15 protein-coding genes and 1 other RNA gene are annotated in these 14528 nt (G+C 32.4%); 9 read left to right on the top strand and 7 right to left on the bottom strand.

Features of this window, described 5'->3' with window-relative positions; translation table 11 throughout:
- Positions 1-118: 118 nt before the first annotated feature.
- From BMZ09_RS06185 to rny, 4 genes are all read left to right on the top strand, one after another.
- Complete coding sequence (locus tag BMZ09_RS06185; protein ID WP_090838577.1) at positions 119-409, top strand: hypothetical protein; 291 nt, start codon at positions 119-121, stop codon at positions 407-409.
- A 16-nt stretch (positions 410-425) separates the two neighbouring features.
- Positions 426-719, top strand: a complete 294-nt coding sequence (locus tag BMZ09_RS06180) for a cell division protein ZapA (RefSeq protein WP_090838575.1) — start codon at positions 426-428, stop codon at positions 717-719.
- Positions 720-777: 58 nt separating this feature from the next.
- A non-coding RNA gene (gene ssrS / locus BMZ09_RS06175) (6S RNA) lies at positions 778-904 on the top strand.
- 49 nt (positions 905-953) lie between these two features.
- Positions 954-2525, top strand: coding sequence for a ribonuclease Y (rny, locus tag BMZ09_RS06170; protein ID WP_090838573.1), 1572 nt, complete (start codon positions 954-956; stop codon positions 2523-2525).
- A 33-nt stretch (positions 2526-2558) separates the two neighbouring features.
- Here the strand turns inward: rny and BMZ09_RS06165 are convergent, their stop codons facing one another.
- The 3 genes from BMZ09_RS06165 to xerD all read right to left on the bottom strand — a co-directional run bounded on the left by BMZ09_RS06165 (position 2559) and on the right by xerD (position 5975).
- Complete coding sequence (locus tag BMZ09_RS06165) at positions 2559-3686, bottom strand: sensor histidine kinase (protein WP_090838571.1); 1128 nt, start codon at positions 3684-3686, stop codon at positions 2559-2561.
- Between the two features lie 159 nt (positions 3687-3845).
- Positions 3846-4988 (bottom strand): sensor histidine kinase, encoded by a 1143-nt coding sequence (locus tag BMZ09_RS06160; RefSeq protein WP_090838569.1) that lies wholly within the window; start codon positions 4986-4988, stop codon positions 3846-3848.
- A 90-nt stretch (positions 4989-5078) separates the two neighbouring features.
- On the bottom strand, positions 5079-5975 hold the full coding sequence (gene xerD, locus BMZ09_RS06155; protein ID WP_090838567.1) for a site-specific tyrosine recombinase XerD: 897 nt from the start codon (positions 5973-5975) through the stop codon (positions 5079-5081).
- A gap of 357 nt (positions 5976-6332) precedes the next feature.
- Here xerD and BMZ09_RS06150 point away from each other — a divergent pair, with 357 nt between their 5' ends.
- Both BMZ09_RS06150 and aroQ read left to right on the top strand, forming a co-directional pair.
- On the top strand, positions 6333-6923 hold the full coding sequence (locus BMZ09_RS06150; RefSeq protein WP_090838565.1) for an outer membrane beta-barrel protein: 591 nt from the start codon (positions 6333-6335) through the stop codon (positions 6921-6923).
- 80 nt (positions 6924-7003) lie between these two features.
- A complete protein-coding gene (gene aroQ, locus BMZ09_RS06145; RefSeq protein ID WP_090838563.1) occupies positions 7004-7420 on the top strand; it encodes a type II 3-dehydroquinate dehydratase in 417 nt (138 codons plus the stop codon).
- Positions 7421-7549: 129 nt separating this feature from the next.
- On the opposite strand, the gene lpdA is transcribed toward aroQ, so the two are convergent.
- Positions 7550-8926, bottom strand: coding sequence for a dihydrolipoyl dehydrogenase (gene lpdA, locus BMZ09_RS06140; protein ID WP_090838561.1), 1377 nt, complete (start codon positions 8924-8926; stop codon positions 7550-7552).
- A gap of 119 nt (positions 8927-9045) precedes the next feature.
- Here lpdA and BMZ09_RS06135 point away from each other — a divergent pair, with 119 nt between their 5' ends.
- Positions 9046-10329 carry an NAD(P)/FAD-dependent oxidoreductase gene (locus tag BMZ09_RS06135; RefSeq protein ID WP_090838559.1) on the top strand — a complete coding sequence of 428 codons (1284 nt, stop codon included), beginning with the start codon at positions 9046-9048 and terminating at the stop codon, positions 10327-10329.
- Here BMZ09_RS06135 and BMZ09_RS06130 read toward each other — a convergent pair.
- From BMZ09_RS06130 to msrB (BMZ09_RS06120), 3 genes are read right to left on the bottom strand one after another with little or no spacing between them, the layout of a single operon-like run.
- The gene (locus BMZ09_RS06130; RefSeq protein WP_090838557.1) at positions 10326-10853 is read right to left on the bottom strand and encodes a DUF1572 family protein; all 528 of its coding nucleotides are present in this window, start codon (positions 10851-10853) and stop codon (positions 10326-10328) included. The genes BMZ09_RS06135 and BMZ09_RS06130 overlap by 4 nt on opposite strands.
- Entirely contained in the window at positions 10846-11241 is a 396-nt protein-coding gene (gene msrB, locus BMZ09_RS06125) for a peptide-methionine (R)-S-oxide reductase MsrB (RefSeq protein ID WP_090838555.1), read from the bottom strand. Before msrB (BMZ09_RS06125) ends, BMZ09_RS06130 begins: the two co-directional genes overlap by 8 nt.
- Entirely contained in the window at positions 11234-11713 is a 480-nt protein-coding gene (msrB, locus tag BMZ09_RS06120) for a peptide-methionine (R)-S-oxide reductase MsrB (protein ID WP_090838554.1), read from the bottom strand. The genes msrB (BMZ09_RS06125) and msrB (BMZ09_RS06120) overlap by 8 nt, the downstream gene beginning before the upstream one ends.
- A gap of 134 nt (positions 11714-11847) precedes the next feature.
- Between msrB (BMZ09_RS06120) and BMZ09_RS06115 the strand changes: the two genes are divergently transcribed.
- Both BMZ09_RS06115 and BMZ09_RS06110 read left to right on the top strand, forming a co-directional pair.
- Positions 11848-13257: a glycogen synthase gene (locus BMZ09_RS06115; RefSeq protein ID WP_090838552.1), complete on the top strand. Its 1410-nt coding sequence runs from the start codon at positions 11848-11850 to the stop codon at positions 13255-13257.
- 2 nt (positions 13258-13259) lie between these two features.
- Positions 13260-14525, top strand: a complete 1266-nt coding sequence (locus BMZ09_RS06110; RefSeq protein WP_090838550.1) for a glucose-1-phosphate adenylyltransferase — start codon at positions 13260-13262, stop codon at positions 14523-14525.
- Positions 14526-14528 lie beyond the last annotated feature (3 nt).

Here is a 14528-nt window from a genome sequence, read left to right as displayed (position 1 = left end):
AGACTAAGCCATACTATTGATAATGAGCATAATTAAAGGCGGTTTAAAAAATTATCAAAAATTAATTGTATTGTGTTAAGGTTTGATTAACTTTGTGAGATAAGTATAGTATTAGTTCATGAGTAAGATTGAAAACATTGTTGATGCTCTAGAAGGTAAAATTAAAAAAGTCTTACATAGGCAAGAGATTTTAAAACTAGAAAACGAAAAGCTTAAAAAGGCTTTAGAACAATCCCAATCTAAAAGTGTTGCAAAGGATTTAGAATTAGAAACTTGGCAAGAAAAGTATAACACTTTAAAAATGGCTAACACAATACTTGGCAGTGACAATGATAAACGAGAAACAAAGCTCAGAATAAATACATTAATAAGAGAGATTGACCATTGTATAAGTCAATTATCAAGTTAAAGTTTATATAGTTTTTATGGCAGACACGCTTAAAATAAAGTTATCTATAGCAAATAGAGTCTACCCGTTAACTATAGCACCTAGTCAAGAAGAAGGACTGCGTTTAGCAGCAAAGAAGATTGAGGCTATGATTACCAAGTTCGAGCAAAGCTACTCTGTTAGGGATAAGCAAGATGTATTAGCCATGTGTGCTTTACAATTTGCAAGTCAAGTAGAACAGAAGGCACTAGATAAAGACCATGTGACGGAACATGTACAGGATAAGTTAGAAGCTTTAAATGATATGTTACAATCACATCTTAGTTTATAATACGTTCATATAACATAGAATATTAGGTTACTGCCTACATTAATTATTTTTTTGATAAACTCAACGTTAATTCTTTAAAAAGGGTGAGTTTTAAGCTGTAAAAGCGTGCTGCTAATAGTGATTTATTACTATTTAGGTAGATTATTGATCAGCTTGTTAGCCCTAAACTTGTTTTTAAGGAGTTTATACAAAAGCAAATTAGTGTAGGCTTTTTTTATATATAAACAATCAAAAATGGATAAAACAATTTTAATTATAGCAGGTATTGCAATCGGAGCCATAATAGGCTTTATAGTCGCTAAAATATTAGAGCGCAATAACGCATCAAAGCTTATCAAAGGTGCTAAAAAATCAGCAGCAGCTATTCTCAAAGAAGCTAAGGTAGAAGGTGATGGTATCAAAAAAGATAAAATACTTCAAGCAAAAGAAAAATTTTTAGAGCTTAAAGCAGAGCACGAAAAGGTTATTTTAAGTCGTGACAAAAAAATGGCTGACACAGAAAAACGTGTTAGAGATAAAGAGTCTCAGGTATCTAGTGAGTTATCTAAAAACAAAAAGCTAAATACTGATATAGAAGTAAAAGTAAAAGACTACAATCATAGACTTGATGTTTTAGATAAAAAACAAGAAGAGCTAGATAGACTGCATAAAAGCCAGGTAGAGCAATTAGAAGTTATTTCTAGTCTGTCTGCAGACGAAGCTAAATCTCAATTAGTAGAGTCTTTAAAAGGTGAAGCAAAAAGTGATGCTATGGCTTACATCCAAGATAAAATGGAAGAAGCTAAATTAACAGCTCAGCAAGACGCTAAAAAAATAATTATTAATACGATACAACGTATTGGAACAGAAGAAGCGGTTGATAATTGTGTTTCTGTATTTAATATTGAAAGTGATGATGTTAAAGGACGTATTATTGGTCGTGAAGGACGTAATATTCGTGCAATTGAAGCAGCGACAGGTGTAGAGATTATTGTTGATGATACACCGGAAGCAATTATTTTATCATGTTTTGACTCTGTTAGAAGAGAAGTAGCACGTTTGTCACTTCATAAATTAGTAACGGATGGTCGTATTCATCCAGCACGAATTGAAGAAGTTGTTAAGAAAACACAAAAACAGATAGAACAAGAAATTATTGAAGTTGGTAAACGTACAGTTATCGATTTAGGTATTCATGGATTACATCCAGAACTTATAAAAATGGTAGGACGTATGAAGTATCGTTCTTCTTACGGACAAAACTTATTACAACACTCGCGTGAAGTCGCAAAATTATGTGGTGTAATGGCAGCAGAACTAGGTTTAAATCCAAAATTAGCAAAACGTGCAGGATTATTACATGATATAGGTAAAGTGCCAGATGCAGAAGCAGATATGGAAACACCACATGCTATTTTAGGTATGCAGTGGGCTGAAAAGTATGGCGAGAAAGATGAAGTGTGTAACGCTATTGGAGCTCACCACGACGAGATAGAGATGAAATCGTTATTATCTCCAATCATTCAAGTCTGTGATGCTATATCAGGAGCACGTCCAGGTGCTAGACGTCAAGTATTAGACAGTTATATACAGCGTTTAAAGGATTTAGAAGAAATTGCTTTTGGATTTAACGGAGTTAAAAAGGCTTATGCTATACAAGCTGGTAGAGAATTACGTGTTATTGTAGAAAGTGAAAAAGTAACTGATCAAATAGCATCAGACTTATCATTTAATATCTCTCAAAAAATACAGACAGATATGACTTATCCTGGTCAAGTAAAGGTTACAGTAATTAGAGAAACTAGAGCGGTAAATATTGCTAAGTAAATTCTAAAACTATTTATAAATAAAAAATCCAGCTTATAGCTGGATTTTTTTATGATTGGGAATTCGTATTTTAAACGTTGTACCGACATCTATTTTACTATCGATGGAGATTGTACCTCCAAAAGCTTCAACTTGATTTTTGACCAAGTATAAGCCTACACCTTCTGCATCTTCATTATGATGGAACGTTTTGTACAACCCAAAAATATCTTTACCAAATTTCTCTAAATCTATACCTTTTCCATTATCACTAATCGTCAATTCTAAATCATCATCAATACAATCAGAATCAATAGTTATTACTGGGTTACGGTCAGGATGTTTGTATTTTATAGCGTTAGTAATTAAATTTTGCAGAATACTATGTAAATAACTAGCACTAAAGTAGACATTACAGTTGCTTCTAACATTATTATAAATTATAGTACTACTTTCTGAAATTATAAAAGTAAGTTCTTCTATAACAGCATTTACCTCTTTACCTATTTTGATATTTTTATCTCTAATACTTTCTTTAGACTGAAGTGTAACAATTTGACTTAGACTATTTAATGTCTTTGATAAAGATTTAGAAACAGTTCTTAAGTGTCTAACCATTTCCTGTTTTTCAGCATCAGAATCTGCCTCTTCGTGAAATTTTAAGATACTCTCAAAATTACCAGCATGTTGTTTTAGGTTATGAGAAACAATATGTGCAAAACTTTTCAATTTATTATTTTGATCAGTAATAACATCAATTGATTTTTTTAATGATAATTCAGCTTCTTTTTGTTTAGTAATATCTGTATGTGTACCAACTATTCTTAATGGATTACCAGCGGTATCGCGCTCAATTATTTTACCTTGATCCAAGATCCATCTATAAGTATCATCTTTATGTAAGACGCGGTGTATATTAACATAGTTTGAATTTATACCTGTAATATGATCATTAAAATCTTCATAATAATCGGCTCTATCTTCTCTATGTACACGATTATCCCATTCTGATGCTTCAGAGCTTATTTCGTCATCTTTAAAACCTATAATTTTTTTTGATTCTTTAGAGTAAATGACAACGTTAGTTTTTGCATTCCAATCCCAAACTCCAATTCCTGAGTTTTCTAAAGCGAATTTCCATTTCTGGTTTTCAAGAGTGTTTTCTTCCGTTATCTGTTCCATTTCTCTAAATATTAATACATTACAGTGCAAATATCTGATACAAGAATTAATTTGAGGATTTTTGTGTTTGTAGAAATGTTAACATCGATTAAACACCAGTTAATTAGATTAACTGCGTGTTTTACCGTTTAATTGCTTTTGGTTTTTTTTGGAATAACTTTAAAACTGTTTGTTCGGGATAGTAATGGTAAAGGTTGTACCAGAATTGACAACACTAGACACTGTAATGGTACCATTAAAAGCTTCAATTTGATTTTTAACAAGATATAAGCCAACTCCTTCAGAGTCATCGTTATTATGAAACGTTTTGTAGAGTCCAAAAATGGCATTACCAAATTTTTCTAAATCGATACCAATACCATTGTCTGCTATTTTAATTTCTAAAATATCATTTATAGTTTGAGATGTTAAAGTTACTTTAGGTTCACGATTTGGATGTTTGTACTTAACCGCATTATTAATTAAGTTTTGTATTATACTTTGAAAATAAGAGGTATTAAAATGGACATAACAACTAGGGCTAGCGTTATTGGTCACTATTGCATTATTGTCTGATATAAAATATGCTAAATCCTTTAGAATAGCATTTATTTCATTAAATACAAATAGTTTATGTATTGAAGTTTTTTCTTTAGATTGTACGGTTACAATTTCACTTAAATCGGTAATTGTTTTTGATAAAGATTGAGAAAGTGTTTTTAAGTAATCTAACATTTCTGTTTTTTCACTTTCGGTATCTGCTTCTTCATATAACCCTAACAGACTTTCAAAATTACCAGCATGTTGCTTTAAATTATGAGTAACAATGTGTGCAAAATTTTGAAGTTTACTATTTTGCTTTACTACAAGGTTAAAGGTGTCTATTATCTTTTCTTCGTTTTCAACATATTCAGTGATGTCCACGTGTGTACCAATAATTCTAGATGCTTTTCCTGATTTATCTTTTTCAACAATTTTACCGCGATCCAAAATCCAGCGGTAGGATCCATCTTTATGCAAAACACGGTGCTTATTCTCGTAGATAGGTTTTAGTCCTTTGGAGTGGTCTTGAAAATCGTTATAATATTGCGCTCTGTCATCTGGATGTACACGGTTGTTCCAATCTGTGGCGTTATTACCAAATTCGTCATTATCTTCAAATCCAATTAGAGCTTTAGACGGTTGAGAAAAGAAAATACGGTCAGAAGTTCCGCAATAGTCCCAAATACCCAATTTACTAATTTGCAACGCTAATTGCCACTTTTCATTTTCATGAATGGACGTATTTGGATTTGGCAGAACACCATTTATTAACTCAGACATACAGTAAAATTTTAATCAAGCTAGTTCAGGGATTCCGTCTAAATCATTCAGACTGTGTCAAATATAAATAAATATATCGAGAAAACCCAACTATTTTCTTGGATGAAAATTATTAATTACTGCGGTTAATTGACTGCGATCTACGTGTGTATAAATTTCGGTAGTGGTAATACTTTCGTGACCCAACATAAGTTGTATAGCTCTAAGGTCAGCACCATTTTCTAATAAATGTGTTGCAAATGAGTGTCTAAAAGTGTGAGGAGATATTGTTTTATCTAAAGCAATGGTAACAGCTAAACCTTTTATTATAGTAAATATCATTGCTCGGGTAAGTTGCTTACCACGTCTGTTTAAAAACAGGATATCCTGATGCTCAGGGTGTATTTTTATATGGTTTCGTATTTGGTTTTTATAAATAGTAATATATTTTTGAGTGTCTTCTAAAATAGGAACAAAGCGCTGTTTATCACCTTTTCCGGTGACTTTTATAAAGCCTTCATCAAAAAATAAATCAGATATTTTTAGATTAGTTAACTCGCTAACACGTAGACCACAACTGTACAATACTTCTAAAATAGCGCGATTACGTTCGCCTTGCGGGTGACTTAAATCAATAGCTTCAATTAAATTATTGATTTCATTTTCGCTTAATGTATCCGGAAGTTTTCGTCCAATTTTTGGAGAGTCTATCGTATCCAGAGGATTGTCTTTGCGGTAGTCTTCAAAAATTAAATAGTTAAAAAAACCTTTTAAACCTGAAATTAATCGGGATTGTGATCTAGCATTTAACAGTTTAGCAACCTCATAAATAAATTGTTTTACTGTTGTCGTATCTATGTCAATGGGTGAAACGCTGATAGTGTTAGTCTCTAAATAATTTATTAGTTTTTTTACATCAAGAATATAACTATTAATAGAGTTTTCAGAAAGCCCTCTTTCAATTTTTAAATACAATGAATAATCCGTTAGTGCTTGATGCCATTTCATGAGGTTAAATATAGTATTTATAAAGACGAAAATAGAGCAGATTGCTGATAGTTTATATATTAGTTTGATTGTGATAAAAAATAAAAGCTAAGCGTGTTAATATGATGAGAATAATGCTTAAAATACATGTTTTTTTTTCATAATGTTTAATATGTATTTTTGTTGCTATCCTTTTGATATCGGGACTTTACAAGATTTTTAACTACTTTTTATCAAAATAAAACGTTAAACTTTTACTCTAAATGTGTGATTGATAGTGACTTGTTTTTTAGCTCTTTTTTTTTACGAAAATTTACTTGTTGAAGGTGTTTATAGCTTCTAAATTTGCAGTTCAAATGATTTAAAATTATATCAATTATGAAAAAATTATTATTTACAGCTGCAATCGCAGTATTAGGATTTACAAGTGTTAATGCACAAGAGGAGACTACTGTTGGTGGTTTCGAAAAAGGTGATGTTTTTGTTTCTGGTTCTGTTGGTTTTGGAACTGAGAATACAGGAGATCTTGATTCAAATGTATTTAACATTGCTCCAAAAGTTGGATATTTTGTTTCTGAAAACATTGCTGCAGGTTTAAAAGTTGGTTACACTTCTTTTTCTTCTGATAACGATGGAACAGATTTAGTTGATGCAAATGAATTTGCTGTTGGTGCTTTTGGAAGATATTACTTTTCTCCAGCTAACCAATTTTCTTTATTCACAGAATTAGGAGTTGATTATACTTCAGGTGAAGACAAGTTAGCAGATGCTAAGTATGATGGATTTGATGTTGCTTTTGCTCCTGGTATTAGCTATTTCGTATCTAAAAACTTTGCTATCGAAGCTTCTGTAGGTGTTTTAGGATACTCTACTACTAAGCCAGATTTTTCAGGTGCTGAATCAACTGATAGCTTTAACATTGGATTAGACTTAAGTGATATTAACTTTGGAGTTGTTTACAAGTTCTAAGTTTATAAAACTTTATTATAAAAATACCGAAGCTTAATCGCTTCGGTTTTTTTATGCTATAACTTTTGTATTTTTACAGTATGAAAAAACTAATCATTATAAACGGACCAAACCTAAACTTACTTGGTAAGCGAGAACCTAATATATACGGAAGTCTTTCTTTTACCGAGTTTTTAGATACAATAAAGGCAAAATATCCAACTGCGGCTATTGAGCATTACCAATCTAATATTGAAGGCGAACTAATTGATAAAATCCAAGAGGTAGGCTTTAGTTATGATGGTATAATCTTAAATGCAGCAGCGTATACACATACGTCTATAGGTATAGGAGATGCTGTTAAAGCTATAGAGACACCTGTTGTAGAAGTGCATATCTCTAATACTTTTGGAAGAGAGGAGTTTAGACATCAATCCTTTGTATCTCCAAATGCAAAAGGAATTATTTTAGGTTTTGGATTACAGAGTTATGAATTGGCTATTCAAAGCTTTTTATAGTCTTTAATAATAACTATTACAATAATATCTATATTTTAAACATAAAAAAAGTTCCAGAAATTTCTGGAACTTTTTTAGTATTGTAGTTTTCTAAATAGATTTTAGTCCTAAAGATTAAAATGTTTAGATTTATAAATGTATTACTTCTCCATAAGCATCTGCTACAGCTTCCATAACCGCTTCACTCATTGTAGGGTGTGGATGTACCGTTTTTAATACTTCATGTCCTGTAGTTTCTAATTTACGTCCTAAAACGGCTTCTGCAATCATGTCCGTAACACCAGCTCCAATCATATGACAACCTAACCACTCACCATATTTAGCATCAAAAATTACTTTAACAAAACCATCTTTTGCTCCAGCAGCACTTGCTTTACCTGACGCAGAGAATGGAAATTTTCCAACTTTAATATCGTAACCTTGTTCTTTAGCTTGTTTTTCTGTTAAACCAACACTTGCAATTTCTGGGCTAGCATAAGTACAACCAGGGATGTTACCGTAGTCTAATGCTTCCACATGCATTCCCGCAATTTTTTCTACACATAAAATAGCTTCTGCAGAGGCAACGTGTGCTAATGCTTGACCAGGAGTAATATCTCCGATAGCGTAGTACCCAGGGATGTTAGTTTGGTAATAATCGTTTACTAAGATTTTATCTCTATCTACAGCAATACCAACAGTTTCTAATCCAATATTTTCTATATTAGATTTTATACCAACAGCAGATAATACGATGTCAGCTTCTAATACTTCTTCTCCTTTTTTAGTTTTTACAGTAGCTTTTACACCATCACCAGAAGTATCAACACTAGTAACTTCTGCAGAAGTCATAATTTTAATACCACTTTTCTTAAAACTACGTTCTAATTGTTTAGATACATCGTCATCTTCAACAGGAACAATTTTATCAAGGTATTCTACTATAGTTACTTCTGTACCCATAGAGTTATAGAAATAAGCAAACTCAACACCAATTGCACCAGAACCTACAACAATTAATTTTTTAGGTTGTTCGGGTAATGTCATAGCCTGTCTGTAACCTATCACTTTTTTACCATCTTGAGGTAAGCTTGGTAATTCTCTAGAGCGCGCTCCAGTAGCTATAATAATATGATCTGCACTATATTCTTTTCCTTCTACATCAATCTTTTTTCCAGTTTTAAGTGTTCCAAAACCTTCAATAACATCAATCTTGTTTTTTTTCATTAAAAACTTAACACCGTTACTCATGCCTTCAGCTACGCCACGACTACGTTTAACTACAGCATTAAAATCTTTGTCATAATCTTTAACAGATAAACCATAATCTTCTGCATGCTTTAAATATTCAAAAACTTGTGCAGATTTTAATAAAGCTTTGGTAGGAATACAACCCCAGTTTAGGCATATACCACCAAGACTTTCTTTCTCTACAACAGCAGTTTTTAAACCTAATTGAGATGCTCTAATAGCAGCTACGTATCCTCCAGGACCACTTCCAAGTACAATTACATCGTATTTACTCATTCTATTAATTTTTGTAGTTTTTAAGAAGTTACGAAGTTACGAAACCAAATTTGAATAAAGAATTTAGATTCTTAAAAAATTACAACTTTATGCTACCTTTGCACAGCAAGTTTTTTATTATGAATATACCTAAATCTAGTTTTCCTCGAATTGTAATTATTGGTGGTGGTTTTGCGGGCATTGCGTTAGCTAAAAAATTATCTAAACAAGAAGTGCAGGTCGTACTTTTGGATAAGCACAATTATCATACATTTCAGCCTTTATTGTATCAAGTATCTACCGGTGGCTTGGAGCCAGACTCCATAGCTTACCCGATTAGAAAGGTATTACAAGATTTTCCTAATTTTTATTTTAGACTAGCAAAAGTATCCGAAATAGATACTGAAAAAAACACAATACAATCAAATATAGGAGCACTTAAGTTTGACTATTTAGTAGTTGCTTCAGGATCTAAAACCAATTATTTTGGTAATAAATCTATTGAAGATAATAGTATGGAAATGAAAACCATACCGCAGTCTTTAAATTTAAGAAGTTTAATTCTTGAAAATTTTGAAGAAGCATTATTAACGTCTGATTTAAATCGAAGAAATGCATTAATGAGTTTTGTTATTGTTGGTGCTGGACCAACAGGAGTAGAGTTGGCTGGGGCTTTAGCCGAAATTAAAAAAGGAATATTGCCAAAGGATTACCCTGATTTAGATACGCGGTTAGCACAAATAAATTTAGTGCAATCGGGAGATACTATTCTAAAAACAATGAGTCCAAATGCCTCTAAAAAAGCAGAAGATTTTTTAGAACAATTAGGAGTTAACGTTTGGAAAAATGTTAGAGTAACTAGTTACGACGGTACAACGGTAACAACAGATAGCGACTTAACGTTTGAGTCTGAAACTGTAGTTTGGGCAGCAGGAGTAAAGGGCGCTGCTATAAAAGGATTGGATGCCGAACAATTTGTCTCTAGAGGTAATCGAATTTTGGTTAACGAGTTTAATCAAGTCAAAGGAATTGATAATATTTTTGCAATTGGAGATGTCGCACAAATGGAGTCTGAAAGTGTACCACATGGCCATCCAATGATGGCACAACCAGCGATACAACAAGGTAAATTATTAGGTGATAATATCTTGAAGCTGTTAGATAAAAAACCAATGACACCGTTTGTTTACAAAGACAGAGGATCTATGGCAACTATAGGTCGTAATAAAGCAGTTGTAGATTTACCTAATTTTAAATTCCAAGGTGTTTTTGCTTGGTTTGTGTGGATGTTTGTGCACCTATTTTCTTTAGTTGGATTCAGAAACAGAACAGTTGTTTTTATTAATTGGGTCTACAACTATATTAGATTTGATAGAGAGGCACGTTTAATAATAAGACCTTATAAAAAGAAACTAAAATCCTAAGTTTTAGGTTTACTAAATTTTTCTGAATTAAACTGTACCGATTGTCCTTTTGGTATAGATAAAGATTGCCAATCATTATTTTTAATAATAACACCTATGTAGGCTATTTGACCAATATGATAACTGTAATGTCCTAGTTGTCTAAATATGGCGTCGGCTACAGTATGACTTTCATTACGGATATACACAGTACGCTCTAAATCTTTGTTTTTAAGCGGTTTTATAGCATCATATACACATTGCCATCCTTTTTCCCAATTGGCAATAAGTTGGTCTTTATTTGTGTAGGTCGCTTCAAACTCTTGTTCACGCTGGCGCCAATCTTTCTCGCCATCTTCTATTAAAAAATTAGTCCATCGACTTAACATATTTCCAACCATATGTTTTACAATAATAGACACGCTATTAGAATTGTCGTGAGATTGCCAATTCATTTCCTCAAAAGATAACTGCTGGAGTGTTTTGTCTCCAGCAGTTTTATAGTAATCAAACTGTTTTATTATACTTGTAATGTAGTTATTCATCTTTAAAATCTACACTTGCAGAGTTAACACAAAAACGTGTTCCTGTTTCTGTTGGACCATCGTTAAAAACATGTCCTAAATGTCCACCACAATTAGAGCACACGACTTCCGTTCTAATCATCCCATGCGTTTTATCCAATATGTTTGTAACACTTCCCGGGATTGCTTCGTCAAAACTAGGCCATCCACAATTAGATTCAAACTTACTGTTGCTTTTAAAAAGCTTTTGGTGACAAGCAGCACAAGTATAGGCGCCATCTTCAAAATGAAGATTATATTTACCTGTATGCGGCATTTCAGTACCTTTTTTACGTAAAATACGGTATTGCTCATCCGTTAATTCTTTACGCCATTCGTCCTCTGATTTTGTTACTTTATAATTACTCATTATCTGGTTTAAAATTTAATGCAACTCCGTTTATACAATGTCTTTCTCCTGTGGTTTCTTTTGGACCATCATTAAAAACATGTCCTAAATGTCCACCACAAGCCCCGCAATGTTCTTCATCTCTTGTGTAACCAATTTTAGTATCAGTTCCAAATGCAACATTACCTTCTATTTCTTGGTCAAAGCTAGGCCATCCTGTTCCAGAATCAAATTTATCTTTACTTTTAAATAAAGGCGTGTCACAGGCAGCACAATGGTACGTTCCTGATCTGTATTCTTTATTTAAAGCGCTAGAAAAAGGACGTTCTGTACCGGCTTGTCTTAATACATAATATTCAGCATCCGACAATTCGGCTTTCCATTCTGTATCTGTTTTAGTCACCTCAAAGGTTTCTTTTTTTGTTGTTTCCTGTGCTTCACTTTTGCAACTAAACAAAAGGCAAGTTAGGAGTACTAATGCAATATTTTTCATAATTTTTCTTTTTTTTAAAGATATCTTAAAAACTTAAAATAGAATTAATACTGTCGTAATTTTAATTTAAAAATAACATTTCACTATTTGTAATTTTAAGTGTAACTTTTCAACTTCTAATTAAATTATTGTAAATGAAAATATTTCATATTAGCGCAGAATGTTATCCTATAGCCAAAGTAGGAGGATTAGCGGATGTTGTAGGCGCCTTACCAAAATATCAAAATGGGTTAGGACATTCGTCTTCAGTAATCATGCCTTTTTATGATAATAAATTCACCCAAAGCAATAGTTTTACTACTGTTTACAAAGATCAAATAGATTTTAATGGTTCTCAAATTAGTTTTAAAATATTAAAAACAACGGATGACGTTTTAGATTTTAATACCTTTTTTGTGGATATACCAGAGCTTCTTTTTAAAGATTATGTGTATTCTACGGATGATACGGATCGTTTTTTAGCGTTTCAAATTGCAACTTTAAATTGGATTTTGACTTTACAAGCACTACCGGAAATTATCCATTGTCATGATCACCACACGGGGTTAATTCCGTTTATGCTACAAGAGAGTTTTAGGTATAAAACATTAAACACAATTCCTGTGGTGACAACTATCCATAATGCGCAGTATCAAGGTTGGTTTAGCTATGATAAATTACATTTAATACCAGAATTTGATCTAAACAAAACAGGATTATTAGACTGGGATAATAGTATTAACCCATTGGCAACTGCTATTAAATGTGCTTGGAGAGTAACAACGGTATCGCCAAGTTATATGGAAGAGTTAAAGTTAGAAGCTAATGGATTGCAAGATTTATTAAAACATGAAAGTAATAAGTGTGTTGGTATTTTAAATGGTATTGACACCGCTGTTTGGAATCCAGAAACAGACCATTATATAGAAGAGAATTATAGTATAAATACAGTCGAAATTGGTAAACTAGCTAATAAATTAGCGCTTTGTAAAACATTTGATTTGGATGCAACAAAGCCTTTAATTGCTTTTATAGGGCGTTTGGTTTACGAAAAAGGTGCAGATGTATTTCCTTCAGCTTTAGAAAAAGCATTAGAAGATAAAAATTGTAGTGTTTTGGTTTTAGGATCGGGTAATGCTGAAGCAGAAGCGGCTTTACTTCAGCTTAAAGCGAAAAATAAAGGTTACTACAACACATTTATTGGATATGACGAAAAATTGTCACACAATATCTATGCTGGAGCAGACTTTTTGTTAATGCCATCACGAGTAGAACCTTGTGGCTTAAATCAATTATACGCCTTACGTTATGGTACTATTCCGGTAGTGAGAAGTATAGGAGGCTTAAAGGATACGGTTGTGGATATTAGTAAAAAAGGTGGCTTTGGGATTAGCCATGAGCAGGTTACCGTTGAAGAAATTTACCAAGCAATTAAAAGAAGTGTCGATTTATACCATAAAACTACTATCTTTAAGTCACTAACTAAGCATATCATGACAATTGACCACTCATGGCATGTATCAGCAAACGCATATATCAATTTATACCAATCTTTAAAAAAATAACTATGATTAATAATAAAGTTTTATCTATCATTTTAGGAGGAGGACAAGGCTCAAGATTGTACCCTTTAACAGCAACTAGATCTAAACCAGCAGTACCAATTGCGGGTAAATACAGATTGGTAGATATACCTATTTCTAATTGTATTAATTCTGATATCAAACGTATGTTTGTGTTAACTCAGTTTAACTCGGCATCATTAAATCGTCATATAAAAAATACCTATCATTTTAGTTTTTTTAGTTCTGCTTTTGTGGATGTATTAGCTGCCGAGCAAACGCCTGGTAACGAAGGTTGGTTTCAAGGTACCGCAGATGCTGTTAGACAAAGCATGCATCACTTTTTAAGTCATGATTTTGAATATGCTTTAATATTATCGGGTGACCAACTTTATCAAATGGATTTTAATGCCATGGTAGATGCGCATGTTAAGGCTAAAGCCGAAATTTCTATTGCAACTATTCCAGTAAATGCAAAGGATGCGACGTCTTTTGGGATTTTAAAAACAGACGATAAAAATGTAATTACCTCTTTTGTAGAAAAGCCTGATGCGTCCTTATTACCGGATTGGACGTCTAAAGTTAGTCCAGAAATGGAAAAAGAAGGTAAAAATCATTTGGCATCTATGGGAATCTATATCTTTAATAGAAAGTTGTTGGTGGAATTAATGAGTAATCCGGATACTAATGATTTTGGTAAAGAAATCATTCCGCAATCTATAGAGAAACATAAAACCTTAAGTTACCAGTTTGAAGGGTATTGGACAGATATTGGTAATATCGATTCGTTTTTTGAGGCCAATCTTGGTTTAACGGATGATATTCCTAAATTTAATTTGTACGACAAAGACCAAAGTGTTTATACACGTGCAAGGATTTTACCGACGTCAAAAATATCAGGTACAGCTTTAGATAGAGCGGTAATTGCAGAAGGTTGTATTGTACATGCATCAAAAATCGAAAAATCGGTTATTGGAATACGGTCAAGAATAGGTAAAGAAACTACGATTATTAACACCTATATGATGGGAAATGATTCTTATGAATCCTTATCCGAAATAGAATCGAATAAAATAAATATTTTAATGGGTATTGGAGAGCGTTGCTTTATTAAAAATACCATTATTGATAAAAACACTAGAATTGGAGATGATGTCCGTATTAACGGTGGTAAACATCTTGAAAATATAGAAACGGATACGTACGTTATTAAAGACGGTATTGTGGTTATTAAAAAAGGAGCAATAATACCTAATGGGTTTGTAATATAACAT

This window comes from Olleya namhaensis, from assembly GCF_900114005.1.
GTDB classification, from domain to species: Bacteria; Bacteroidota; Bacteroidia; order Flavobacteriales; family Flavobacteriaceae; genus Olleya; species Olleya namhaensis.
This window is presented reverse-complemented; position numbering and strand designations above follow the sequence as displayed.

Coding starts and splice junctions, on each gene's coding strand:
- BMZ09_RS06185 (WP_090838577.1), top strand. CDS start 119: ATGAGTAAGATTGAAAACATTGTTGATGCTCTAGAAGGTAAAATTAAA.
- BMZ09_RS06180 (WP_090838575.1), top strand. CDS start 426: ATGGCAGACACGCTTAAAATAAAGTTATCTATAGCAAATAGAGTCTAC.
- rny (WP_090838573.1), top strand. CDS start 954: ATGGATAAAACAATTTTAATTATAGCAGGTATTGCAATCGGAGCCATA.
- BMZ09_RS06165 (WP_090838571.1), bottom strand. CDS start 3,686: ATGGAACAGATAACGGAAGAAAACACTCTTGAAAACCAGAAATGGAAA.
- BMZ09_RS06160 (WP_090838569.1), bottom strand. CDS start 4,988: ATGTCTGAGTTAATAAATGGTGTTCTGCCAAATCCAAATACGTCCATT.
- xerD (WP_090838567.1), bottom strand. CDS start 5,975: ATGAAATGGCATCAAGCACTAACGGATTATTCATTGTATTTAAAAATT.
- BMZ09_RS06150 (WP_090838565.1), top strand. CDS start 6,333: ATGAAAAAATTATTATTTACAGCTGCAATCGCAGTATTAGGATTTACA.
- aroQ (WP_090838563.1), top strand. CDS start 7,004: ATGAAAAAACTAATCATTATAAACGGACCAAACCTAAACTTACTTGGT.
- lpdA (WP_090838561.1), bottom strand. CDS start 8,926: ATGAGTAAATACGATGTAATTGTACTTGGAAGTGGTCCTGGAGGATAC.
- BMZ09_RS06135 (WP_090838559.1), top strand. CDS start 9,046: ATGAATATACCTAAATCTAGTTTTCCTCGAATTGTAATTATTGGTGGT.
- BMZ09_RS06130 (WP_090838557.1), bottom strand. CDS start 10,853: ATGAATAACTACATTACAAGTATAATAAAACAGTTTGATTACTATAAA.
- msrB (WP_090838555.1), bottom strand. CDS start 11,241: ATGAGTAATTATAAAGTAACAAAATCAGAGGACGAATGGCGTAAAGAA.
- msrB (WP_090838554.1), bottom strand. CDS start 11,713: ATGAAAAATATTGCATTAGTACTCCTAACTTGCCTTTTGTTTAGTTGC.
- BMZ09_RS06115 (WP_090838552.1), top strand. CDS start 11,848: ATGAAAATATTTCATATTAGCGCAGAATGTTATCCTATAGCCAAAGTA.
- BMZ09_RS06110 (WP_090838550.1), top strand. CDS start 13,260: ATGATTAATAATAAAGTTTTATCTATCATTTTAGGAGGAGGACAAGGC.